The sequence below is a fragment of the Aquabacterium sp. genome, assembly GCF_034003525.1.
In the GTDB taxonomy this organism is placed as follows: domain Bacteria; phylum Pseudomonadota; class Gammaproteobacteria; order Burkholderiales; family Burkholderiaceae_C; genus Aquabacterium.
Genome location: NZ_JAVEYN010000037.1, coordinates 1 through 22,556, shown reverse-complemented (window position 1 = coordinate 22,556; position 22,556 = coordinate 1). Strand labels below are relative to the sequence as shown.

The 22,556-nt window shown below is 66.6% G+C and carries 20 protein-coding genes; 14 read left to right on the top strand and 6 right to left on the bottom strand.

The window, feature by feature from the left end; genetic code table 11:
- Nucleotides 1-214 precede the first annotated feature (214 nt).
- On the bottom strand, nt 215-1,369 hold the full coding sequence (locus tag RBT42_RS15340) for an MFS transporter (protein ID WP_320366678.1): 1,155 nt from the start codon (nt 1,367-1,369) through the stop codon (nt 215-217).
- 1 nt (nt 1,370) lies between these two features.
- Nucleotides 1,371-2,330 carry a magnesium/cobalt transporter CorA gene (gene corA / locus RBT42_RS15335; protein ID WP_320366676.1) on the bottom strand — a complete coding sequence of 320 codons (960 nt, stop codon included), beginning with the start codon at nt 2,328-2,330 and terminating at the stop codon, nt 1,371-1,373.
- 353 nt (nt 2,331-2,683) lie between these two features.
- On the opposite strand from corA, the gene RBT42_RS15330 reads away from it, so the two are divergent.
- The 4 genes from RBT42_RS15330 to RBT42_RS15315 all read left to right on the top strand — a co-directional run bounded on the left by RBT42_RS15330 (nt 2,684) and on the right by RBT42_RS15315 (nt 6,677).
- Nucleotides 2,684-3,604 (top strand): LysR family transcriptional regulator, encoded by a 921-nt coding sequence (locus tag RBT42_RS15330; RefSeq protein WP_320366674.1) that lies wholly within the window; start codon nt 2,684-2,686, stop codon nt 3,602-3,604.
- 84 nt (nt 3,605-3,688) lie between these two features.
- Nucleotides 3,689-4,921 (top strand): acyl-CoA dehydrogenase family protein, encoded by a 1,233-nt coding sequence (locus RBT42_RS15325; protein ID WP_320366671.1) that lies wholly within the window; start codon nt 3,689-3,691, stop codon nt 4,919-4,921.
- A gap of 1 nt (nt 4,922) precedes the next feature.
- Nucleotides 4,923-5,615 carry a histidine phosphatase family protein gene (locus RBT42_RS15320; protein ID WP_320366669.1) on the top strand — a complete coding sequence of 231 codons (693 nt, stop codon included), beginning with the start codon at nt 4,923-4,925 and terminating at the stop codon, nt 5,613-5,615.
- Nucleotides 5,616-5,732: 117 nt separating this feature from the next.
- Nucleotides 5,733-6,677: an alpha/beta hydrolase gene (locus tag RBT42_RS15315; protein WP_320366667.1), complete on the top strand. Its 945-nt coding sequence runs from the start codon at nt 5,733-5,735 to the stop codon at nt 6,675-6,677.
- Between the two features lie 86 nt (nt 6,678-6,763).
- On the opposite strand, the gene RBT42_RS15310 is transcribed toward RBT42_RS15315, so the two are convergent.
- Nucleotides 6,764-8,950 (bottom strand): malate synthase G, encoded by a 2,187-nt coding sequence (locus tag RBT42_RS15310; protein WP_320366665.1) that lies wholly within the window; start codon nt 8,948-8,950, stop codon nt 6,764-6,766.
- A 176-nt stretch (nt 8,951-9,126) separates the two neighbouring features.
- On the opposite strand from RBT42_RS15310, the gene RBT42_RS15305 reads away from it, so the two are divergent.
- Both RBT42_RS15305 and RBT42_RS15300 read left to right on the top strand, forming a co-directional pair.
- Entirely contained in the window at nt 9,127-10,050 is a 924-nt protein-coding gene (locus RBT42_RS15305; protein WP_320366661.1) for a LysR family transcriptional regulator, read from the top strand.
- Nucleotides 10,051-10,120: 70 nt separating this feature from the next.
- The gene (locus RBT42_RS15300; protein WP_320366658.1) at nt 10,121-10,576 is read left to right on the top strand and encodes a DUF2214 family protein; all 456 of its coding nucleotides are present in this window, start codon (nt 10,121-10,123) and stop codon (nt 10,574-10,576) included.
- 33 nt (nt 10,577-10,609) lie between these two features.
- Here the strand turns inward: RBT42_RS15300 and RBT42_RS15295 are convergent, their stop codons facing one another.
- Together RBT42_RS15295 and RBT42_RS15290 are read right to left on the bottom strand one after the other, a co-directional pair.
- Nucleotides 10,610-10,882: a hypothetical protein gene (locus RBT42_RS15295; protein WP_320366656.1), complete on the bottom strand. Its 273-nt coding sequence runs from the start codon at nt 10,880-10,882 to the stop codon at nt 10,610-10,612.
- A 120-nt stretch (nt 10,883-11,002) separates the two neighbouring features.
- Nucleotides 11,003-12,340, bottom strand: coding sequence for a serine/threonine-protein kinase (locus RBT42_RS15290; protein ID WP_320366654.1), 1,338 nt, complete (start codon nt 12,338-12,340; stop codon nt 11,003-11,005).
- A 140-nt stretch (nt 12,341-12,480) separates the two neighbouring features.
- On the opposite strand from RBT42_RS15290, the gene argS reads away from it, so the two are divergent.
- The 8 genes from argS (at nt 12,481) to RBT42_RS15250 (ending at nt 21,234) form a co-directional block, all read left to right on the top strand.
- Complete coding sequence (gene argS, locus RBT42_RS15285; RefSeq protein ID WP_320366652.1) at nt 12,481-14,172, top strand: arginine--tRNA ligase; 1,692 nt, start codon at nt 12,481-12,483, stop codon at nt 14,170-14,172.
- 33 nt (nt 14,173-14,205) lie between these two features.
- A complete protein-coding gene (locus tag RBT42_RS15280; protein ID WP_320366650.1) occupies nt 14,206-14,889 on the top strand; it encodes an SPOR domain-containing protein in 684 nt (227 codons plus the stop codon).
- 60 nt (nt 14,890-14,949) lie between these two features.
- Nucleotides 14,950-15,600, top strand: a complete 651-nt coding sequence (locus tag RBT42_RS15275; RefSeq protein WP_320366648.1) for a thiol:disulfide interchange protein DsbA/DsbL — start codon at nt 14,950-14,952, stop codon at nt 15,598-15,600.
- A gap of 95 nt (nt 15,601-15,695) precedes the next feature.
- The gene (lptA, locus tag RBT42_RS15270) at nt 15,696-16,289 is read left to right on the top strand and encodes a lipopolysaccharide transport periplasmic protein LptA (protein ID WP_320366646.1); all 594 of its coding nucleotides are present in this window, start codon (nt 15,696-15,698) and stop codon (nt 16,287-16,289) included.
- The gene (gene lptB, locus RBT42_RS15265; RefSeq protein WP_320366644.1) at nt 16,289-17,056 is read left to right on the top strand and encodes an LPS export ABC transporter ATP-binding protein; all 768 of its coding nucleotides are present in this window, start codon (nt 16,289-16,291) and stop codon (nt 17,054-17,056) included. The genes lptA and lptB overlap by 1 nt, the downstream gene beginning before the upstream one ends.
- A gap of 14 nt (nt 17,057-17,070) precedes the next feature.
- Nucleotides 17,071-18,609, top strand: coding sequence for an RNA polymerase factor sigma-54 (locus RBT42_RS15260; protein WP_320366642.1), 1,539 nt, complete (start codon nt 17,071-17,073; stop codon nt 18,607-18,609).
- A gap of 85 nt (nt 18,610-18,694) precedes the next feature.
- The gene (locus tag RBT42_RS15255) at nt 18,695-19,405 is read left to right on the top strand and encodes a DUF599 domain-containing protein (RefSeq protein WP_320366640.1); all 711 of its coding nucleotides are present in this window, start codon (nt 18,695-18,697) and stop codon (nt 19,403-19,405) included.
- A 32-nt stretch (nt 19,406-19,437) separates the two neighbouring features.
- On the top strand, nt 19,438-21,234 hold the full coding sequence (locus tag RBT42_RS15250; RefSeq protein ID WP_320366638.1) for a THUMP domain-containing class I SAM-dependent RNA methyltransferase: 1,797 nt from the start codon (nt 19,438-19,440) through the stop codon (nt 21,232-21,234).
- A 152-nt stretch (nt 21,235-21,386) separates the two neighbouring features.
- Here RBT42_RS15250 and RBT42_RS15245 read toward each other — a convergent pair whose 3' ends face one another.
- On the bottom strand, nt 21,387-22,151 hold the full coding sequence (locus RBT42_RS15245; RefSeq protein ID WP_320366680.1) for a 16S rRNA (uracil(1498)-N(3))-methyltransferase: 765 nt from the start codon (nt 22,149-22,151) through the stop codon (nt 21,387-21,389).
- Between the last annotated feature and the right edge of the window lie 405 nt (nt 22,152-22,556).

Here is a 22,556-nt window from a genome sequence, read left to right as displayed (position 1 = left end):
CGCCACCAGGACGGGGAGATTCGAAACCTTGTCGTTCATGTGCGCTCCTCATGGGTCCGGTGCTGATCATCAGCACACTGACTATCAGTATAGTGAACATGGCATTGTCGCAGATCAAGGAAAACCCTAGGTGTTGACCCTAGGTGGCCAGTCCGCTTTCGTTCAGGTGCGATGCGGGGCATTCAACGCATCGTGATGCGTGCTTGCTCGCCCGTCAATCCTGCGAGGGCGAGCGCCCATGCAGCCACAGCAGGCTGAGGGCCAGCAGGGCCAGCCAGGCGCCTTGACCCATCACGCCGACATGGTCAAACGCCCAGCCACTGACCAGGGGGCCCAGCGAGCCGCCCACGGTGTAGCCCGCGATCATGGCGGAGGTGCCGGCCAGCGCCGAGGAGTCGGCAAAGTCATGCGCCACCCGGATCATGCTAAGGGTGTAGAGCGCCCCGCCCATCGCACCCCACAAGGTCGCACAGACCCAGATCAACGCGGGCCACTGGGTGGCGAAGGCAAAGGCCACGCCGCTGAGCGCCAGCACGCCCGCCCCGATGGCAAAGAGGCGGCGCGAGGCCACATGGTCGGCCAGCCAGCCCAGCGGGTACTGCAGCGCAAAGCTGCCCATGCCCAGGGCCCCGGCGATCGAGGTGGCGGCCGCCAGGTTCAGCCCGATCTCCGAGCCATAGGCTGCGGTGATGGTGCCCAGGCCCACTTCGAAGACCCCGCCCACCACAGCGGCCCATACCAAGCCGGGCCGAAAACGCCAGGCCGCGATCAGGCCCATGGGCTCCCGGTCCTCGTGCATGGCTTTGAGCTGGCCCACGGCGGGCACCAGGGTCAGGCTCAGACCCAGCGCCAAACCGGCAGCGGCCACCGCATTGGCCTGCAGTGGACCCAGCCCCGCCAAGCCGGGCAGGAAGGGGCCCAGCGCCATGCCCGCCCCCAAGATGGCCTGGTAAAAACCGGTCAGGCGCCCGCGGTGGGTGGCGGGCACATTGTGCGCAATCAGGGCCTCGGTGGCATTCCACGCGGCGGCGGCGCCCACACCGCTCATCAGGCCGAGGGCGCACCACAGCGCATAGCTGTCGGTCAACAAATAGCCCAGGCAGGCGATCAGCTCCAGCCCCAGGCCCAGACGGTAAGCCCGGCCCACGCCCACCTTGGCAAACAGGTGCGGCACCACCGGGATCAACAGCGCCACGCTCACGAAGGACAGCATGGCAAAGCCGCCGATGGCCGTGCTGCTGACGCCCGCCGTTTGCAGGCGCACGGCCAGCACCGGGTTGAGCAGGCTGAAACTCAGCACCACCAGCGCGGTGCCCATCATCACCCGCCACAGGCCCGCGGGCAGGGGCGGCAGTCCCAGCCGATGCACCTTACTTCAACCAGCCTTTGCGACGGAAGAACCAGAAGGGCGTCACGATGGACAGCAGCATCAGGCACAGCGCCAGGGGGTAGCCCCACTTCTGGCTCAGCTCGGGCATGTACTGGAAGTTCATCCCGTAGATGCTCGCGATCAGCGTGGGCGGCAGCAAGGCCACCGAGGCCACCGAGAAGATCTTGATGATCTTGTTCTGGTTGATGTTGATGAAACCGACCGTGGCGTCCATCAGGAAGTTGATCTTGTCGAACAGGAAGGCCGTGTGGCTGTCCAGCGAGTCGATGTCGCGCAGGATCTGGCGGGCTTCTTCGAACTGATCGGCGTTGAGCATGCGCGCACGCATCATGAAGCTCACCGCGCGGCGCGTGTCCATCACATTGCGGCGGATGCGCCCATTCAAGTCTTCCTGACGGGCGATGGCGGCCAGCGCCTCACCGGCGGCTTGGTCGTGCACCTCGTCCTTCAGCACCCGTCGACTGACCTTTTCCAGGTCGTCGTAGATGCCTTCCAGCGTGTCGGCCGAGTACTCCGCATCGGCGTCGTACAGCTTGAGCAGCACGTCCTTGGCGTCTTCGATCAGTGCGGGGATGCGGCGCGCACGCATGCGCAGCAGGCGGAACACCGGCAGGTCCTCGCGGTGCACCGAAAACAGCACGTTGTCGTGCAGGATGAAGGCCACGCGCACGTTGCGCGGGGCTTCGTCATCGTCGATCAAAAAGTCGGAACGGATGTGGATCGCGCCGTCTTCTTCATAGAAACGGGCCGATTCTTCCAGGTCGTCATCAATGATGTCAGCCGGGATCACCAGGCCGAACTTCACGGCGATCCAGCTCTTTTCTTCCGGCGACGGGTCTTCCAGGTCGACCCAGACCGGGCGGGCGGTGGTCAGCCCGTCGAGGCTGTCGATTTCTTCCTGAAACAGCCGGCCGTTGGCCAGCGTGAACACGTTGAGCATGGGAACTCCAGCACAGGGGCGGCACGGCGCTCAAGGGCGTGCACGCTCGCAGGTCGAGGGAAAGGGGGTGTCAAGGTTGCCGCCCCCTCCCGCGAGGTTCGCGCCCGGAGGCTGCCTGAGGCAGTCCGGCGAACCGCACCCGACGCCGCGTCCTGTTCAGGGCAGGGCGGCCAGGTGGCTGGAGTGGGCGGTCACCGATGGGGACTGTCCAAGGTGATTGCTCCAAAGCGCCGATGAAATCGGCCATCGCGCCATTATCGCGCGCCGTTCTGCCTTGCGGGTGTTGCAATGCACCAAAAAAGTCCGGCAAGCGGCCCGCCAGCGATGGGATCGGGCGGTGTAAGGTCACGCCCATGGCCCTTCCCTTCACCCGCCTCGACCTCAACCTGTTCCGCGTCATGGACGCCGTGTACGAGCACGGCGGCATCTCGGGCGCGGCCCGCCACCTCCACCTCAGCCAGCCGGCGGTCAGCCATGCCCTGGCCCGACTGCGTCGCCTGTGGGGCGACCCGCTCTTCGTGCGCCAGGGCAACAGCATGGTGCCCACCGAGCTGACGCGCCGCGTGATCGGCGAGGTGCAGGCCCACCTGCGCGGCCTGCAGTCCCTGATGGCCCAGGCCGACAGCTTCGAGCCCGCCACGCTGGACATGACCCTGCGCGTGGGCATGCGCGACGTGCTCGAAGCCATTGCCTTGCCACCCCTGATCGCGCGGCTGGCGCTGGAAGCCCCCCGCGTGAGCCTGACCAGCGTGCGCGTGCCCCGCGACGCGCTGGAGCGCACCCTCACCCTGGGCGAGGTGGACCTGGTGATCGACCGCCAGCGCCGGGTGGGCCCCCGCATCCGCGGCGAGCACCTGGCCGACGAAACCCTGGCCGTGCTGATGCACGCCGACCACCCGCTGGCCGGCGGCCCCGTCAGCCTGGACGACTACTTTGCCTGCCAGCACGTGATGGTGGCCCTGCAGCCCGAGCGCCCCGACCCCTTGCAGCCGGTGTGGGCCGGCCTGGGCCGCGGCCCGCGCGAAGTCATCCTGCGCTGCCAGCATTACTTCGCCGCTGCCAACGTCGTCGCCCACAGCAGCGCCTTGCTGACCCTGCCGCGCACCTACGCCGAAGGCCTGACGCGCGGCCTGCCGCTGGTGCTGCGCGAGCTGCAAGCCCCGATCCCGCCCATGGGCATCTGGATGTACTGGCATGCCGACCGCGAGGGCGACCCCGTGCACCGCTGGATGCGCTCCTGCGTGGGCGAAGCGGCCTGCCAGGCCATGCGCTAGCTGCATGACTTGCGATGAAAATTCATCATTTGATGCACAGCCTGGGCCGGCGTAGCATCGTTTCCCAGACCTCAGGAGACAGCCATGGACTTCCAGCCCAGTGAACGCGCCGCCCAGACCGCCCAACGTGTACGGTCTTTCATCGACACCCACATCGCGCCCATCGAGGCCGAGCACTGGGCCGGCATCCTCAAGCGCCGCCATGGTGGCGAATGGACCGAATGGCAGATCCCGCCGCGCGTCGAAGCCCTCAAGGCCAAGGCCCGCGAAGAAGGCCTGTGGAACCTCTTCCTGCCGGACGCCGAACTGGGTGCCGGCCTGAGCGTGCTCGACTACGCCTTCAGCGCCGAGCAGACCGGCCGCTCCATGATGGCGCCCGAGATCTTCAACTGCAACGCGCCCGACTCCGGCAACATGGAGGTGATCTGGAAGTACGGCAACGCCGAGCAGAAAGAGCAATGGCTCAAGCCCCTGCTGGCGGGCGAGATCCGCTCGGTCTTCTTCATGACCGAACCCGATGTGGCCTCGTCCGATGCCACCAACATGGCCGCCACCGCCGTGATCGACGGCGACCACATCGTCCTGAACGGCAAGAAGTGGTGGTCGTCCGGTGTGGGCGATCCGCGCTGCAAGATCGGCATCTTCATGGCCCTGACGCCCGACGAGAGCAAGGACCGCCACCACCAGCACTCCATGGTGCTGGTGCCCATGGACACCCCGGGCGTCGAGATCAAGCGCATGCTGCCCGTCTTCGGCGAGTACGACGAGCCCCACGGCCACGGCGAGGTGCACTTCCACAACGTGCGCGTGCCCATCGGCAACTTCATCTCGGGCCCCGGTCGCGGTTTCGAGATCGCCCAGGGCCGCCTCGGCCCCGGCCGCATCCACCACTGCATGCGCTGCATCGGTGCCGCCGAAAAGTCGCTGGAGCTCGCGATCCAGCGGGGCCTGGAGCGCACGGCCTTCCGCAAGCCCCTGATCGACCTGGGTGGCAACCGCGAACGCCTGGCCGAATGCCGCGTCGCCATCGACCAGGCTCGCCTGCTGACCCTGCAAGCCGCCTGGAAGATCGACACCCTGGGCGTGATGAGCGCGCTGACCGACGTGTCGGCCATCAAGGTGGTCGCGCCCACCATGCTGCAAAACGTCGTGGACTTCGCCATCCAGATCCACGGCGGCGCCGGCGTCTCGCACGACACCCCGCTGACGATGTTCTTCAACCAGGCTCGCTCGCTGCGCCTGGCCGACGGTCCGGACGAGGTTCACAAGGGCATGATCGCTCGCCTGGAACTCAAGAAGTACGGGGTCAAGCACTGAGATGGGCGCCATCTACCTTGTGCGCCACGGCCAGGCCTCGTTTGGCAGTGACAACTACGACGCGCTGTCGCCGCTGGGCCACCAGCAGGCCGGCGTGGTCGGTCGGGCGCTGCAGGCGCGCGGGGTGCAGCCCGATGTCGCCTTCAGCGGCACCATGCAGCGCCACCGCGAAACCGCTGCGGGCGCCCTCGCTGCACTGGGGGCGAGCCTGCCCGTGCAGACCCTGCCTGGCGTCAACGAGTTCGACCACGAAAACGTCATCCAGGTGGCCGAGCCGCGCTACGCCAGCAAGGCTGTGATGATGGCCGACATGGCAGCGGGCGGTGACCCGCGCCGGGCCTTCCAGAAGTTCTTTCAGGACGCGGTGAGCCGCTGGGTGGGTTGCAACCACGACGACGAGTACGCCGAGCCCTGGTCCGTCTTCAAGCTGCGCTGCGTCACGGCGCTGGACGAGCTGGTGCAGGCCACGCCGCCCAAAGGCCAGTCCGTGGTCTTCACCTCGGGCGGCACCATCAGCGTCATGTGTGCCCACCTGCTGGGCCTGAGCGACGCCCAGGCCTTCACGATCAACTGGACGCTGGCCAACACCGGCATCACCAAGATCATCAGCGGTCGTGATGGCCTGCACCTGGTGTCGGTCAACGAGCACGCACACCTGGAGGGCGGCGAGCCGGGTCTGCTGACCTATCGTTGAACTGATCGCTGAATCGCCCCTGATTCGTGGGGTGGCCCTGCCCCGCCTGCGGGGGAGCCACGGCTCCCGGCGGCGACGCGTGCCAAGATGGCCGCTTCACAAAAGGGGAGCGAGGACATGCGTGCAGGCAAGATCGCAGCCGGGGTGCTGCTGGCGCTGGTGGCCGTCACGGGCGTGGGCCTGGCCCTGAGTTGGGCGCCCGACCGCCCGGTCGACACCCTCACCGCACGCTGGGCCCCACCGCCCTCGCAGTTCGTCTCGCTGCAAGGCATGCAGGTGCACCTGCGCGACGAAGGCCACCGCACCGATCCCACGCCCATCGTGCTGCTGCACGGCACCTCGGCCAGCCTGCACACTTGGGACGGCTGGGCCGATGCGCTCAAAGGCCAGCGTCGCGTCATCCGCATGGACCTGCCCGGCTTCGGTCTGACCGGCCCCATGCCCGATGGCGACTACCGCCTCACCCGCTACGTGAACTTCGTCATCGCCTTGCTTGACCAGTTGGGCGTGCAGCAGGCCGTGCTGGCGGGCAACTCCTTCGGCGGCAACCTGGCCTGGAAGATCGCGGTGGACCATCCCCAGCGCGTCAGCAAGCTGGTCCTGGTCGATGCAGCTGGCTACCCCTTCGATCCGGCCTCCATGCCGATCGGCTTCAAGATCGCGCAGATCCCTGCCCTGCGGCCCATGATGGAGCACACCCTGCCACGCAGCATGATCGAGTCGAGCGTGCGCAACGTGTATGGCGATCCGTCCAAGGTCACATCTGAGCTGGTGGACCGTTACCACGAGCTCACCTTGCGTGCCGGCAACCGCAGCGCATTGGTCGAGCGCTTCCGCCAGAGCCCCAGCGGCGAATTCACCGCGCAGATCAAGCAAGTGCGCCAGCCCACGCTCATTCTCTGGGGCGGTCAGGATCGCCTGATTCCGCCCGATAACGCCCTGCAGTTCCAGCGCGACATCGCTGGCAGCCGCCTGGTGATGTTCAATGCGCTGGGGCATGTTCCCCATGAGGAAGACCCGGCGCAAACCGTGGCGGCCGTGCAGGCCTTCTTGGCAGATTGATTGTCATCCGGCTCATGTGGTGAGCCCCATGAAAAACGGCGCCCCGCAGGGCGCCGTTGTCACATCAGCTCAGGCTGAAACCAGGATCAGCCCTGCGCCTTCTTCTTCTGACGCCAGGCGTGCAGCAGCGGCTCGGTGTAACCCGAAGGCTGTTCCTTGCCCTTGAATACCAGGTCCAGCGCAGCCTGGAAGGCGGCCCCGTTCGGGTTCGCCACCAGCGACTGGTACAGCGCATCACCGGCGTTCTGCTTGTCCACGATGGCAGCCATGCGGGTGAAGGTCTCGCGCACTTGCGCTTCGGTCACCACACCATGGTGCAGCCAGTTGGCCACGTGCTGGCTGGAGATGCGCAGCGTGGCGCGGTCTTCCATCAGGCCGATGTCATGGATGTCGGGCACCTTGGAGCAGCCCACGCCCTGGTCGATCCAGCGCACCACATAACCCAGGATGCCCTGGATGTTGTTGTCCAGCTCTTGCTGCTTCTCGGCTTCCGACCAGTTGGCTTGCTCGACCACGGGGATGGTCAGCAGCTTGTCCATCAGGGCCTGCGGATCTTCCTTCAGTGCGGCGATCTCGGCTTGCACCTGGGCCACGTTCACCTGGTGGTAGTGGGTGGCGTGCAGGGTGGCGCCGGTGGGCGAGGGCACCCAGGCGGTGTTGGCGCCGGCCTTGGGGTGAGCGATCTTCTGCTCCAGCATGCCGGCCATCAGGTCGGGCATGGCCCACATGCCCTTGCCGATCTGAGCCTTGCCGCTCAGGCCGCATTCCAGGCCGATCAGCACGTTGCGACGCTCGTAAGCGGCAATCCAGGCGCTGTTCTTGATGTCGCCCTTGCGCATCATCGGGCCGGCCAGCATGGCGGTGTGCATCTCGTCGCCGGTACGGTCCAGGAAGCCGGTGTTGATGAAGGCCACGCGGCTCTTGGCAGCAGCAATACAGGCCTTCAGGTTGGCCGAGGTGCGGCGCTCTTCGTCCATGATGCCCAGCTTGACGGTGCTGTCAGGCAGGCCCAGCAGCTGCTCGACACGGCCGAACAGCTCGGCGGCGAAGGCGGCTTCGGCCGGGCCGTGCATCTTGGGCTTGACGATGTAGATCGAACCCTTGCGCGAGTTGGTGATGCCGTCACGGCCATGGCGTTGCAGGTCGTGCAGCGAGATGGCGGTCGTCACCACGGCGTCCATGATGCCTTCGGGGATTTCCTTGCCTTCGGCGCCCCACAGGATGGCGGGATTGGTCATCAGGTGACCCACATTGCGCACGAACATCAGCGAGCGGCCATGCAGCTTGACCTCGCCGCCGTTGGCGCCGGTGTAGACGCGGTCGGTGTTCAGCGTGCGGGTGAAGGTCTTGCCGTTCTTCTCGACTGCTTCGGCCAGCGTGCCCAGCTGGATGCCCAGCCAGTTGCTGTAGCCCAGCACCTTGTCTTCGGCGTCCACGGCGGCCACGGAGTCTTCCAGGTCCATGATGGTGGAGACAGCCGATTCCAGGATCACGTCCGACACGCCAGCGGCGTCCGACTGACCGATCGGGGTGCTGCGGTTGATCTGGATGTCCAGGTGCAGGCCGTTGTTGACCAGCAGCACGCTGGTCGGGGCGGCGGCGTCACCCTGGTAGCCGACGAACTGGGCAGGGTTGGCCAGGCCCGTGGTCGAACCATTGGTCAGAGCCACGACCAGCTTGCCGCCTTCCACGCGGTAGCCAGCGGCGTCGGTGTGCGAAGCACCGGCCAGCGGGGTGGCTTGGTCCAGCAGCTTGCGGGCCCAGGCGATCACCTTGGCGCCACGCACCGGGTTGTAGCCCTTGCCCTTTTCGGCGCCACCTTCGTCGCTGATGGCGTCGGTGCCATACAGGGCGTCATACAGGCTGCCCCAGCGGGCGTTGGCCGCGTTCAGCGCATAGCGGGCGTTCAGGATGGGCACCACCAGCTGCGGGCCGGCCATCACAGCCAGCTCATCGTCCACATTGGCTGTGGTGATCTGGGTGTCGGCGGGCACGGGCACCAGGTAGCCGATCTTTTCCAGGTGGGCCTTGTAGGCGCCCATGTCCTTGATCGGGCCGGGGTTGGCAGTGTGCCAGGCGTCCATCTCGGCCTGGATGCGGTCACGCTCGGCCAGCAGGGCGGCGTTCTTGGGGGCCAGGTCCTTGACGATGGCATCGAAGCCGGCCCAGAACTTGGCGCTGTCCACGCCGGTGCCAGGCAGCACCTTGTCTTCAATGAAACGGTAGAGCTCGGTGGCGACCTGAAGGCCGTGGACAGTGGTGCGTGCGGTCATGCAAACCTCGTCAAGATGGGGAAAAGGGTGATGGGACAGCAAGCGGGAGCACCCAGTTCATGGGACACACCCTTTGCAACAGGATCAGTTTATTCGATACTCCACTGACTATTACCGCCCCGAAAAGTGATGTATTCATGACTTGAGTGCATGAATCCGGGGCTGGAGTGCAACGCATGGACCGCTTGAAGCAGATCGAAACCTTCGTGGCCGTGGCCACCAAAGGCAGCCTCACCGCCGCCGCCCAGGGCGAGGGCGTGGCGCCGGCCATCATCGGGCGCCGCATGGACGCCCTGGAGGCCCGCCTGGGGGTCAAGCTCTTGCTGCGCACCACGCGTCGCATCAGTCTGACCCATGAGGGTAGCGCCTTTCTCGAAGACTGTCAGCGCCTGATCACCGACTTCAACAACGCCGAAGCCAGTGTCTCGGCCGGCGGCGTGAAAGCCAGCGGCCACCTGCGCATCACCGCGCCGGCAGGTTTTGGCCGCCGCCACGTGGCCCCGCTGGTGCCCGGCTTCCTCGACCAGCACCCCGACGTCAGCCTCTCGCTCAACCTGTCCGACCGTGTGGTCGACCTCGTCAACGAAGGCTTTGACTGCGCCGTGCGCGTGGGCGATCTGCCCGATTCCAGCCTGGTCAGTGTGCGCCTGGCCGACAACCGCCGCCTGTGCGTGGCCACGCCGGCTTACCTGCAGCGCGCCGGCACCCCGCGTCATCCGTCCGAGTTGATGCGTCACGCCTGCCTCGCCCTCAGCTCCGACGCCAGCCAGACCCGCGGCTGGGCCTTCGTGGTCGATGGCGAAGCCACCTACCTGAGGCCTGGTGCCCGGCTGGACTGCAGCGATGGTCAGGTGCTGCACGCCTGGTGCCTGCAGGGCCTGGGTCTGGCCTGGCGCAGCACCTGGGAGGTCGAGCACGACATCGCCGCCGGTCGCCTGGTCAGCGTGCTCGACGAGTTTGCCGCGCCGCCCAACGGCATCTACGCGGTCTTTGCGCAACGCAAACACCTGCCCTTGCGCCTGCGGTTGTGGATCGACTTCATCAAGCAGGCCTACGCCGACCCGGGGTATTGGCAGCGCGAGCAGGCGCCCGGGGCATGATGGCCCCCGTCGGCCCCACGGTCTGACGCATCGTTCCGCGCCCGAGGCGCATCTCACAGCTTCTTCACCGATGTTGCTCGAATCCCTGCTGGCATACGCCCACTTTGTCGCCATCCTCAGCGTGGTGGTGTTCATCACCAGCGAAGCGGCCCTGTGTCGGGTGGAATGGCTCAACGCCGCCGTGGTGCGCCGCCTCGCCCGTGTGGACCTTATCTACCTGGTGGCCGCCTTGGCCGTGCTGCTCACCGGCGTGGCACGCACCTGGTGGGGCATGAAGGGCGTGGAGTGGTACTGGCAACAACCGCTGCTGCACCTCAAGCTCACGCTGTTCGTGGTGATCGCGGGCCTGTCGATTTCACCCACGCTGGCGTTTCGTCGCTGGGTCAGGCAACTGGACGCCGACGGCACGCTGCCCGACGCCACCGAAGTGCGCCGGGTGCGTCGCCGGGTCATGATCCAGGCGCACATCATGGTGCTGATCCCCCTGGCCGGCAGTCTGCTGGCCCGAGGCTTCTGGATGCGCTGAAGCGGGGCGGCTCAGGCCCCCCGTCCAGGCGGCTTACTGAGCGGCTGCCGGGGCGGCGGCCGCGTCCTTCTCGCACTTCTTGACGAAGCTGTTCTTGGCCGCGCCGGCCAGCTTCTTCTCGGCGGCCTTGTTCAGGCAGACGGCGCTGGCCGAGCCGGCCGCATCCTTTTCGCACTTCTTGAGGAAACTGGTCTTGGCGGCACCCGCCAGCTTCTTTTCGGCCGCCTTGGCGTCGCAAGCGGCATTGCCGGCATGGGCCAGGGTGGACAGCAGGGCCAGGGTCACGGAAGCAATCAGGGTACGCATGTCAGGCTCCTCAATGGGGCAGGGTTAACGAACGAGGCACAGCCCAAAGCGGTGCGGACACCACACGGGCCAATCGTCAGCCTAACGTCACACCGCGACGCGAGGATGACGCGCTTGTCATCACATGATCCGTCGCGGGTGCGCCAGGGCTTCGTGCGCCGCATGCAGGCGCCGCACCAGCACCCGGATGAAGGCCTCGTCAAACAGGTGGCGACAGGCCGGGCTCAACTGCAGCATCACATCCGGCGTGAAGGAAATCGTTGTCGCCGGCTCGGTCACCACCACATCGGTGCTGTGCCGGCGCAGATCGGGGCTGGGTGCCAGATAGGCCATCTCGCCCACCGAGGTGCCGGCCCCCAGCAAGGCCACACGCTTGTTGTCGCGGTACACCTCGACACTGCCTTGCGCCATGATGTGGAAGGTGCGGCCCTCCTCACCCCGGCGGTACAGCGCGTGCCCGAACGGAAAGCGCTGCCACTTCGCCCGGTGCACCACCTCCCACAACTCCACGTCGCCAAACTGCGTGAAAAAGTCCAGCGATCGCAGCAGGTTGAAGCGTTCCGAGTCCAGCACCCCTTGCAGGTGGCCGCGCGGCACCTGATGGTCGGCGATCAGGCCCGACAGCGCCTGGGCAAACGCATCCCAGTTCGGGTAGCGCTCCTTCGGGTCCTTGGCCAGCGCCTTCAGCACCACCTGGTCGACCGCGGCGTTCACCCCCGAGCGCTGCCCCGACAGGGCGACAGGCTCGTGGTTGTAAATCTGGTTCATCAGCACCGCCTGCGACGATGCCTCGAACGGGGGGCGCCCCGCGATCAGGTGATACAACACGGCGCCCAGGCCATAGATGTCGGCGCGGCAGTCGGGCACCTCGCCATCCAGCTGCTCCGGCGCCATGTAGGCCAGCGAGCCCACCTGGTGGATCTGGGTGGACTCGGCCGTCAGGTTCAGCACACTGCCGAAGTCGCTGATCTTGACGTCGGTCACGGCGCCTGCGTCGTTGACCAGGGCCAGGATGTTGGCCGGCTTCACATCCCGGTGGATCAGCCCCTGGCGGTACACATAGCCCAGCGCCATCGCGCACTTGAAGCCGATTTCCACGATCAGCTCCAGCGGCAGCAGCTGGTCCGGACGGCAGAAGGTGCGCAGCGTCGTGCCCGGCACATACTCCATCACCACATAGGGCGACGACGGGTCTGGCACCGCGTCGTAGATGTGCACCACGTTCGGGTGCTGCAGGCGGCCCACCAGGGCGGCCTCGGCCGCAAAGAAGCGCGCGTACACCGGCCCGTCGACCGCATCGCTCAGCGCCGACGAGCGCACACGCTTGATTGCGACATCGCGGTCATGGAAGTCGTCCCGGCAGAGGTAGACCTCGCTGGTGGCGCCTTCGCCCAGCTTCTTGATGATCCGGTACTTGCCGATCAAACCGGTGTTGAGGTCAATGTCCAAGTCGCCCATGCTCACCCACTGCTGCCATGTCTGCATCTTTCCACGTTCGGGGCCACTTCACCAGCCGAAAAGACCCGACAGGAGTGTGCAATTGTTCGCGCATCATCGCATCCCCGCGGGAAGGCGGTCTGCCCCCGTAGAATTCGCCCATGATCCAAGCCAAGCGTGCCCTTCTTTCTGCCCTGGGTGAAGCCCTGCGCCAGGTGGCGCCCGACGCCTCTGCGTCCTTCACACCGGTTTTCGAGGCCCCCAAGCAGGCCGCCCACGGCGACCTGGCCGTGACCGCGGCCATGCAGCTGGCCAAGCCCCTCAAAAAGAATCCCCGCGAGCTGGCCACCGCCCTGGTCGCGGCGCTGGAAGCTCAGCCGGCTGTCCAGCAGTGGGTGAAGCTCCCCATCGAGATCGCTGGCCCCGGTTTCATCAACCTGCGCCTCAAGCCCGAAGCCAAGCAGGCCGTCGTCACCGATGTGCTCACCGAAGGCGACAAGTTCGGCTGGCAGCCCGCCAACGGCCGCAAGGTGCTCGTCGAGTTCGTCTCGGCCAACCCTACCGGTCCGCTGCACGTCGGCCACGGCCGCCAGGGCGCGCTGGGCGATGCCCTGTGCAACCTGTTCGAGACCCAAGGCCAGTCGGTCACCCGCGAGTTCTATTACAACGACGCCGGCGTGCAGATCAGCACCCTGGCCTGGTCCACCCACGCGCGCATCAAAGGCCTCAAGCCCGGTGACGAGCACTGGCCCGAGTCGGCCTACAACGGTGACTACATCGCCGACATCGCCGCCGACTTCCTCGCCAAGAAGACCGTCAAGGCCGACGACCGCGAGTTCACCGCCTCGGGCGACCCGGAAGACATCGACGGCATCCGCCAGTTCGCCGTGGCCTACCTGCGCCACGAGCAGGACCTGGACCTCCAGGCCTTCGACGTCCGCTTCGACAACTACTACCTCGAATCCAGCCTCTACACCTCGGGCCGCGTCGAGCAGACCGTGCAGAAGCTGGTCGATGCCGGCAAGACCTTCGAGCAAGACGGCGCCCTGTGGCTGCGCTCCACCGACTACGGTGACGACAAGGACCGCGTGATGCGCAAGTCCGAAGGCGGCTACACCTACTTCGTGCCCGATGTGGCCTATCACATCGCCAAGTGGGAGCGCGGCTTCGAGCAGTGCGTCAACATCCAGGGCTCCGATCACCACGGCACCATCGCCCGCGTGCGCGCCGGCCTGCAAGCGGCTGGCGTCGGCATCCCGCAAGGCTGGCCCGACTACGTGCTGCACAAGATGGTCACCGTGATGAAGAACGGCGAGGAGGTCAAGATCTCCAAGCGCGCCGGCTCCTACGTCACCTTGCGCGACCTGATCGAGTGGACCAGCAAGGACGCGGTGCGCTTCTTCCTGATCAGCCGCAAGGCCGACACCGAATTCACCTTCGACGTCGACCTGGCCCTCAAGCAGAACGACGAGAATCCGGTGTTCTACGTCCAGTACGCCCACGCCCGCATCCAGTCGGTGCGCGCGCAGTACGCCGACAAGGGTGGCGACCTGGGCGCCCTGGGCGGCGCCAATCTGGCCCTGCTCACCGCCGACACCGAGCTGGCGCTGATGACCCGTCTGGCCGAGTTCCCCGGCATGCTCACGGCCGCGGCCCAGGGTCTGGCCCCGCACGACGTCGCCTTCTACCTGCGCGACCTGGCCAGCGCCTTCCACAGCTACTACGCGGCGGAACGTTTCCTGGTTGATGAGGTCAAACTCAGCCGTGCCCGCGTGGCCCTGCTGAGCGCGACCGCGCAGGTGCTGCGCAACGGCCTGTCCCTGCTGGGCGTGAGCGCGCCCGACAAGATGTAAAACACCCCGGTGACCCAGAGAGGATCCCAGTCCATGACCACTCCACGTGCCGCGCAGCGCGGCGGTTTTTTCCTCGGCATGATCGTCGGCCTGTTGATCGGGCTGGCGCTGGCGCTGGGGGTGGCCGTCTACATCACCAAGGTGCCGCTGCCCTTCATCGACAAGGTGCCACAACGCACCCCCGAGCAGGACGCCGCCGAGATGGAGCACAACAAGAGCTGGGACCCGAACAGCCCGTTGTACGGCAAGAACCCGGCCGTGCCCAAGGCGGTCCCGGTTGCCTCGGCTCCCGCGTCAACGTCTGCGTCCGAGCCCACCGAGGTGCCGGTCGTGTCCGCCGAGCCGGCCTCGGCGCCCGCGTCCTCGGCCTCCAAGCCGGCCCCCGCCGCCAAGCCTGCCAGCGCCCCGGCGGCCAGCGCACGCAACCCGGCCGCCATCCTGTCCGGCGCCGCCCCCGTGTCCACCGCGCCGGCCGCTGAGGCGTTGAGCTATCAGGTGCAGGCCGGAGCCTACGCCAGCCAGGCCGAAGCCGAACAGCAACGCGCCAAGCTGGCCATCATGGGGCTAGAGGCCCGCATCCAGGAAGGGCAGGTCAGTGGCCGCACCATGTACCGGGTGCGCCTGGGGCCGTACGCGCAAATGGATGCAGCCGAAGAGGTTCGCACCAAGCTGCATGGCGCCGGGGTGGAGTCCGCCCTGGTGCGCATCCGCAAGTAAGCTGGGGTCGACGACCCCGTCGAAGGTCTGGGCGTTCGCGCCCAACAGAAAGGACGCTAGATGAATCGCCGCGAGTTTTCGATCCACACCCTGGGCGCCCTGGGTTTGAGCGCCGGCCTGCCCGGCTTGGCCTTGGCCCAAGGCGGTCCGGTGGAAGGCACGCACTACGTGCGCCTGCCGCAGGCGGCGCCGGTGTCGGCCCCCGCAGGCAAGGTCGAGGTCGTCGAGTTCTTCTGGTACGGCTGCAACCACTGCTACAACTTCGAGCCGTCTCTCGCAGCCTGGGCCGAGAAGCTGCCGGCCGATGTCGTGTTCCGACGCGTGCCGGTGGCCTTCCGCGAAAACCCCTTCGGCAACCACCAGCGCCTGTTCTACGCGATGGAGGCCATGGGTTTGGTCTCCACGTTGCACCCCAAGGTCTTCCGTGCCATCCACGCCGAAGGCCAGGCGCTGGACAAGCCTGAAGCCATCTCTGCCTTCGTGGCCCGTCATGGGGTGGACCCGGTCAAGTTCATGGCCATGTTCAACTCGTTTGCTGTGCAGACCAAGTGCAAGCAGGCGCGTAGCCTGGCCGATGCCTACAAGATCGACGGTGTGCCCACCGTGGGCGTGGCCGGCCGCTACTTCACCTCGGTGTCGCTCAACGGCAACCATGAGCGCACCCTGGCGACCACCAACTTCCTGATCAACCTGTCCCGCAAGGGTCGTTGAGGCAGGACACAGGCGCGCAGGCGCGGGGAAATCGCGCTTCAGACGTGATTTCCCCCTGGTTCGTGGCTAAAATCATTGCAAATTCCATGCCGATGATGACGAACCCACTTTTCCCCTCCCTGACGTGCCGTTTCGCTCGCACTGCCAGTGCGCTGGTGCTGGCTTGTGGCGCCCTGTGGTGCGCCCCGGCCGTGGCGGAAAAGGCCGACCGTTTTCAGCCGCTCAACTTCGCCGCCGATGCGGCCCGGGTGGAAGACAACCAGCGCCTCAACATCCTCAGCGGCAACGTCGAAATCACCAAGGGCACCATGGTGGTTCGCGCCGACCGTGTCGAAGTGCGTCAGAACCCCGACGGCACCCAGACGGCCACCGCCATCGGTGGTCCCGGTGGGCGCGCCTTCTTCCGTCAAAAGCGTGACGGGGTGGACGAGTCCATCGAGGGCGAAGCCGAGCGCATCGTTTACGACGGCCGCACCGAGATCGTCCGCTTCACCTCGCGCGCCATCATGCGCCGCCTGCAGGGCAACACGGTCAACGACCAGGTCAGCGGCCCGGTCATCATCTACGACAACAAAACCTCGGTCTTCCAGGTGCAGGGCGCCAGCAGCAGTGGGCCCACCGGCCGCGTTCGCGGCGTGATCACCCCCCGCACCACGCCCGAGACCCCCAGCACCGAGGGCGCCCGTTGATGAGCGCACCGCAGCCCACGTCCTCGCGCAGCGAACTGCGCGCCGAGCGCCTCAAGAAGCGCTACGGTGCCCGCACCGTGGTGCACGACGTGCACGTGGCCGTGGCCGCCGGTGAGGTCGTCGGCCTGCTCGGTCCCAACGGCGCCGGCAAGACCACCAGCTTCTACATGATCGTGGGCCTCGTGCCCGCCGATGCCGGCGAGATCACCATCGACGGCCAGCGTGTCGAGCGTCTGCCCATCCACCAGCGCGCCCGCCTGGGCCTGAGCTACCTGCCGCAGGAAGCGTCCATCTTCCGCCAGCTCAACGTCGAGGACAACATCCGCGCCGTGCTCGAGCTGCAGGTCGACGAGCGCGGCAAACGCCTGAGCAAGGATGTCATCCAGGAGCGCCTGGACGGCCTGCTGCACGAGCTCAGCATCGAAAAACTCCGCACCAACCCGGCCCTTTCGCTCTCGGGCGGTGAGCGCCGCCGCGTCGAAATCGCCCGTGCCCTGGCCACCCAGCCGCGCTTCATCCTGCTCGACGAGCCCTTTGCCGGCGTCGACCCGATTGCCGTCATCGAGATCCAGCGCATCATCAGTTTCCTCAAGGCCCGCGGCATCGGTGTGCTCATCACCGACCACAACGTTCGTGAAACGCTGGGCATCTGTGACCGCGCCTACATCATCAGCGAAGGCAGCGTCCTTGCTGAAGGCAGTCCGGCCGACATCATCCACAACGCCGAAGTCCGAAAGGTCTACCTTGGCGAGCACTTCCGCATGTAAGTGACCGTCGCCTTATGAAGCCCTCCCTGCAGTTTCGGCTCTCGCAGCACCTGGCGCTGACCCCGCAGTTGCAGCAGTCCATCCGACTCCTGCAACTGTCCACCCTCGAACTGCACCAGGAAATCGAGCAGATGCTCGAACAGAACCCGTTCCTGGAGCCCGAGGACGACTTCGCCCCGCTGGAAACCGCCGCCTCGCTGGAGTTCGAGCGCCAGCGCAACGAGCACAATAGCAGCGAAGATGCCGGCGCCGAGCGCGACAACTCGTCCGTCGAGGCCGACAACAGCGGCATCGACACCGCCGAGATGGGCACGACCGAGCGCGAGGACTGGGAGAACGGCACCGAGCGCGACGACTTCGACGGCATCAGCGAAAGCCCTGCGCGCCAGAACCAAGGCGACGACGACGTCGACCCGCTCGAGCGCAACAGCCTGTCCATCACCTTGCAGGAGCACCTGCGCCAGCAACTGCTGGGCACCCGCCTGAGCGACGAAGACATGGCCGCGGTGGAGATGCTCATCGAGTCCCTCAACGAGGACGGCTACCTCGCCGACACGCTCGAAGACATCGCCGCCAGCCTCCTGCCGGACGAGCCGGACGAAGACACCCTCGACGAGCTGCTCTCGCGCCTGCGCTGTGCGCTGGGCTGGCTGCAAAACCTCGAGCCCGTGGGCGTGGGCGCACGCAACCTGTCCGAGTGCCTGCTGCTGCAACTGCGCGGGCGGCCTGCCGAGCCGGCGCGCGACGTCGCGATGGCGATCTGCCGCGAGCACCTCGAACTGCTGGCCCGCCGTGACTTCAAGAAGCTCATGGCCGCCACCGGCGCCGATGAGGCCCTGCTCAAGGACGCCCAGGGCCTCATCGTCTCGCTCGAGCCCAAGCCGGGTCGCGCCTTCACCCGCGCCGAGGCCAACATCATCATCCCGGACGTCATCGTCCAGAAGTCCGGGCGCGGCTGGAAGGTCGTCCTCAACCCGGACGTCATGCCCAAGCTGCGCATCAACGACTACTACGCCCAGGCCTTGCGCTCCAGCCGCGGCCCGCGCGGGGGCACGGCCAGCGAGGGGCATGCCAACCTCAACGCCCGCCTGCAAGAGGCCCGCTGGTTCGTCAAGAACATCATGCAGCGCTTCGACACCATCTTGCGCGTGTCCCGGGCCATCGTCGACCGGCAGAAGAACTTCTTCACCCATGGCGAAATCGCCATGAAGCCTTTGGTGCTGCGCGAGATCGCCGACGAACTCGGCCTGCACGAGTCCACCATCTCGCGCGTGACCACGGCCAAGTACATGAACACGCCGTTCGGCACGTTCGAGCTCAAGTACTTCTTCGGCTCTTCGCTCAACACCGAAGCCGGCGGCAATGCCTCCAGCACCGCCGTGCGTGCGCTCATCAAGCAGCTCGTCGCGGCCGAAGACCCCAAGAAGCCCTTGTCAGACAGCGCCTTGTCCAGCATGCTGGAAGAGCAGGGCATCCAGGTCGCGCGCCGCACCGTGGCCAAATACCGCGAAGCCCTCAAGATCGCGCCCGCCAACCTGCGCAAGGCCCTCTGAGCGCGGAGGAACCACGGGGGCACAGGATGTGCGCCCCATCCCTGCGATCATTTGATGCGCCTCCATGGCTGTTGATCCATTGACCATGCTCCACCGCCTCCAAGACCTGATCGCCCTCCTACCTTGGCAGGATTGGGCCGCCTTGGCCCTGTTCGTGTTCGGCTGGTTCGGCTACGCCCAGTTCGCGGGCCGCCGTGCCCGCGTCGAAAGCACCCTGCTGTCCAGCACCAACCACTACCGCCGCCTGTGGATGATCCAGGTGACCCACCGCGACCAGCGCGTGGTCGACGCCGCCATTGCCCAGAACCTCGCCAGCAGCCCTGGCTTCTGGGCCTCCACCACCATCCTGGTACTCGGCGGCTTGCTCGCCGTGCTCGGCACCACCGAAAAGGCCAGTGAGTTCGTCAGCGACCTGCCTTTTGCCGTGCGCACCTCCATGCAGGTCCTCGACATCAAGCTCATCGTCCTGCTGGCCGTCTTCATCTACGCCTTCTTCCGCTTCACCTGGTCCATGCGCGTCTATTCCTTCGGCGCGATCCTGGTCGGTGCGGCGCCCAATGTGGATGTGTTCAACCAAGGCGAGGCCGACCGTCAGGAGTTTGGCGACCGTGCCGGCAAGCTCATGGGCATGGCCGCCGAAAGTTTTGCCGACGGTCTGCGGGCTTACTACATGTCCTTCGCGGTCATTGCCTGGCTGGTCTCTCCGGTTGCCTTTGCCCTCGGCACCCTGGCGGTCCTCTGGATCCTGTATCGGCGAGAATTCCGCTCCGACGTGCTGGCCATCCTGCGCCCCTGACCACGTCTTTCTTTTTGCACTGCGACCCCATCATGCCCATCAAACCCCCCCGCCGCCCCGTCGTCTCCTCGGCCACCGGACGCCCTTCGGGGGAGACGCGCGACCGCGCCCCCTCGTCCGACCGTGCTCCGCACGGGCGTGACCCCTACGGGCATGACCCACGCGGGCGTGAGCCGCAAGGACGCGACCCTCGAGCACACGCTGCGTCCCGAGCCGACCCCGGCCCAGGTGGCCGTGCCCCAACCCGCTCGGCGTCCGACGACTGGCGCAGCCGTGACGAACGCCGCCCAGCCTCTGCCGCCAGCGATGCGGCACGCAACCCGTCCCGTCAGGCTACCTACACCTCACGTGCCAGCGATGATCGCCGTCCCAGCGCCGCGCCCGGTGGTGCAGGTCGCAGTGGCGCCCCGCGCCCCGCGCCATCCCGCTCTGGCCCTCGACCCGAGTCGCGCGACTTCGGCCAACGCCCCGTGCTCGCCGCCGATCGCCCAGCTGCGCTTTATCTGTCCTGCCCCTCCGGCGTCGAATCCCTGCTGGCCACCGAGGCGCGCCGGATCCTGGGCGACGCCGCGCAGATCCACGAATCCCGTGGTGGCATCGAAGTGCTCGCCCCCGCGGCCGCGGCGCCCGCCGAGCGCCAGCACGCCTTGCGTGACTACGCCATGCGCCTCAACCTCGAGAGCCGCCTGGCCCAGCGCGTCCTGTGGCGTGTCGCCACCCGTGTCTACCGCCACGAAGACGACATCTACGTCCTCGCCCGCAGCGTCAACTGGTCCGACTGGATCACGCCGCAGCACACCCTGCGCGTCGACGCCGTCTCCCGCCGCAGCCACCTGCAAAGCCTCAACTTCGCCGGCTTGCGCGTCAAAGACGCCGTCTGCGACGATCTGCGCGAACGCACCGGCGAACGCCCCAGCGTCGACACCCGTTTCCCCGACCTCGGCCTGGTCCTCTACCTCGACGACCTCGACGCCATCCTCTACGTCGACACCTCCGGCGAGGCTCTGTTCAAGCGCGGCTGGCGTGAAGACACCGGCGAGGCCCCACTGAAGGAGACCCTGGCCGCCGCCATGCTTGCCGCCGCCGACTGGCAAGGCCGCCCCGAAGACGGCGCCTTGCTCGACCCCTGCTGTGGCGCCGGCACCATCCCCATCGAGGCCGCCCAGATCGCCTGCGGCATCGCCCCGGGACTGCAACGCCGCTTCGCCTTCGAGCGCCTCTTGCCTTTCCGCGCCCACCTGGCCGACTGGCAGCGCCTCAAGCAAGCCGCCCGCGACCGTCAGCACCCGCCCCGCGTTCCCATCTACGCCGGCGACGTCGCCTTCCGCATGACCGACTTCGCCACCCGCAACGCCGACCGCGCCGGCGTGCGCCAGTACATCGAGTTCAAAACCGCCGACGCCCTGCAGCGTCCCGTGCCCTGCGAACGCGGCGTGCTCATGTTCAACCCGCCCTACGGCGAGCGCATCGACACCAAAGGCTCCGTGCGCAACGCCTACCGCGCCCGCTCCGAAGCCGACGACCACATGGGTGAAGACGCGCCCACGTCCCGTGCCGGACGTGAGCAATTCCAGGACGACGAAGCGGCCACCTTCTTCCAGCGCCTGTCGTCCCACTGGAAAAAGCAATACCCCGGCTGGACCGCCTGGATCCTCAGCCCGGACATGAAACTGCCCAGCGCCATGCGCCTCAAAGAGAGCCGCCGTGTCGTCATGTTCAACGGCCCCATCGAGTGCCGCCTGTTCCGCTTCGACCTCGTCGCTGGCAGCAACAAGCCTCGCGCAAGCACTTCGACGGACGCGGCGTCACCGCCCTCGCAGGCCGACTGACTCGCTCAGCCGTCCCTTGACGCACTGGGCATCAAGCGGTCGGTCACCGGTACACCCGGGCCCTGTTGTGTCTGTGTAGGCGCACTCCGGAGGCCTCTTGGCCATGTGGTGCGCTCGGGCAGGGTGCTTCGGGCGTCTGCAAGCCGGTGCGTTCAGCCTTCGAACTGCGCCCCCAGCACACTGAGCATGGCCAGGGGCGCCGTGTCAGCGCGCAGCACCCGCTTGCCCAGACTCACAGCCGACCAGCCGAGTGACAAAGCCAGCGACTCTTCCTCTGCGCTCAGCCCGCCCTCCGGCCCACTCAGAAAACACCAATCGCGCGGCACGTTGGCCGCGCCCTGCGGCGCAGTTGATGCCAGCCATTGCCGCACTGACACGGCGTCTCGCAGACTCAACACCCCACGCATCACCGGCTCCGACGCGGTTCGCGCCTCAGCGGATTGCAGCCAACTGCTCACGCTCCGCACGGGATGCACCTGAGGCACCACCGCCCGGCCACTTTGCTCACACGCCGACACGGCCACCGCCTGCCAGTGCGCCACCTTCTTCGCCGCCCGCTCGCCATCCAGCCGCAACACCGATCGCGCGCACACTAGCGGCTGAATGGCGTAGACCCCCAACTCCGCCGCCTTCTCGACCAGCGCATCCATCCGGTCATTTGCCGGCATGCCTATCGCCAGCGTCACCCGCACCGGCAACTCCCGCGGCTCGTGCACAGGTTCGCCCAAGGTCACCGTCACCGACTTGCGTCCCATCTCCATCACGGTGGCCAGGCACTCCTGCCCCAGTCCATCAAACAGCCGCAGCGCATCACCCGGCTGCATGCGCAGCACCTGTACATGACGGGCCGCCCCATCGGGCAGCGACACCTCCGCTCCGGGGCTCATGGACAAAGACTCAATATGAAAACGCGGCAGCACACACACCTCATCAGTCAGATCGCCCAAGCCAGCCCGGGCCAGCCTTGATTGTCCCGCACCCGTACACGCCTTCCACAGAGCCACACTTACTGACTCGCCGCCTGCACGCGCCTTGCGGCCCGCCCCCTGACACAGCCTCCGGCCGCAGTCAGCGCCCCCTCAACGCATCTTTTTCAACTTTTTTGCAAAAGCACTTGCGCACTCATCCAAAACAGTGCCATAATTGCATTCTTCGCTGATCGCAACAACAAAACGCGATCGACACAGCGAACTGATCTTTAAAAATTAGCAGCCGATAAGCGTGGGTGTTTGGATGAAAGAGGCCAAATGCTCACGGTAAGAGAAGTGCGTTAAATCACTTCAATTCCGTTAAGAGCGAGTTTACAGAGATTAAACTGAAGA